A 1083-nucleotide genomic window follows, 5' to 3' on the forward strand; every position below is an offset into this window, starting at 1 on the left:
CCCAGATCAGTAAACAGTCCTGTCAGATGAGTCGTACGTACCACAGCTCCTGATATCTTTGTGACAAGCGCATTCTGCACCCCCATCGCAACCAATAAGATACAAGATAACCAAACAGAATAATCAAATATCGAAAAAGCAACAAGTACAAGAAGAAAAATTTCAATCGAAAGCGGCAGTGTGTAAGAAAAATGAGCAACACCTCTTGAAGTCATTTCCAAAGTTGTGTTTGCCATGAAAGCACCAAAGAAAAACGAAATTACATAGAGTATGCTCAAGAAAGCTAACCCATAGTTATTCTGAAAAATCTCTTCAGAAAAAAAGGCAAAGTGCCCTGTTACATTTGTCGTCAATGTCTTAAAAGAAAGAACTCCTACAATATTCACTACGCCAGAAACTACCGACAATAATGCTGCCAGCTGAACATTGTGTACAAAATTTCGTCCCCTATCTCGATGTCTAAACATGATGATCAATCCACAATGTAAATATACAAAAAATCAATCTGAGGTTTGGCAGCCTAATGTACTACCTCGTGCAGTCAACAGGTCGAAGAGCAAAATTTACTGAGGTATATACTTTTAAAGAAGCGCATTAAACTGCAAAATCATTAGGGGATCTCAAAATGCCGGCAAGTAGATATGACATCTTGGAGTCCCCTTAATGATATAGGATCAAAACACCATCTACATGGATTTGCAGATGGTGTTTTTCTTAAATCTTTGTCTTTAAAAAAGCGATCAACTTACTCACCTTCCCCAATAGTCTACTTGTAACAAAACTCACAAATGTACCCACCGCAGCAAGGAGTGCTGTCTGAAAAAGATCGCCAAAGGAAAGACTTGCCCATATCGAGCAGATAGTCCCCCCAATAGCCGAAATCCGGATATCATTCAGTTTCATCCCTTATCTCCTTTCCAGTTCCCAGATCATATTTTACGATGCGATCTGGAGGTTTTATAGTACCGGCATCATCTTCTGCACCATCCAAAAGGCCATTTGAAGAACGTGCTTGCGCATTATTTTCGCTCCTACTTCTTCATCGTGCGACTGATCCGATTCTATAATACCCATTCCAAGTCC

General features: G+C 39.9%; 2 protein-coding genes. Both read right to left on the reverse strand.

Annotation, left to right across the window (positions count from 1 at the left end; translation table 11 throughout):
- Nucleotides 1–467 (reverse strand): YoaK family protein (locus tag L950_RS25380; protein WP_021191465.1); only part of this gene is annotated, 467 nt, incomplete at its 3' end.
- A gap of 247 nt (nt 468–714) precedes the next feature.
- The gene (locus L950_RS25385) at nt 715–903 is read right to left on the reverse strand and encodes a hypothetical protein (RefSeq protein ID WP_021191466.1); all 189 of its coding nucleotides are present in this window, start codon (nt 901–903) and stop codon (nt 715–717) included.
- Between the last annotated feature and the right edge of the window lie 180 nt (nt 904–1083).

The sequence above is a fragment of the Sphingobacterium sp. IITKGP-BTPF85 genome (assembly GCF_001006065.1).
GTDB classification, from domain to species: Bacteria; Bacteroidota; Bacteroidia; order Sphingobacteriales; family Sphingobacteriaceae; genus Sphingobacterium; species Sphingobacterium anhuiense.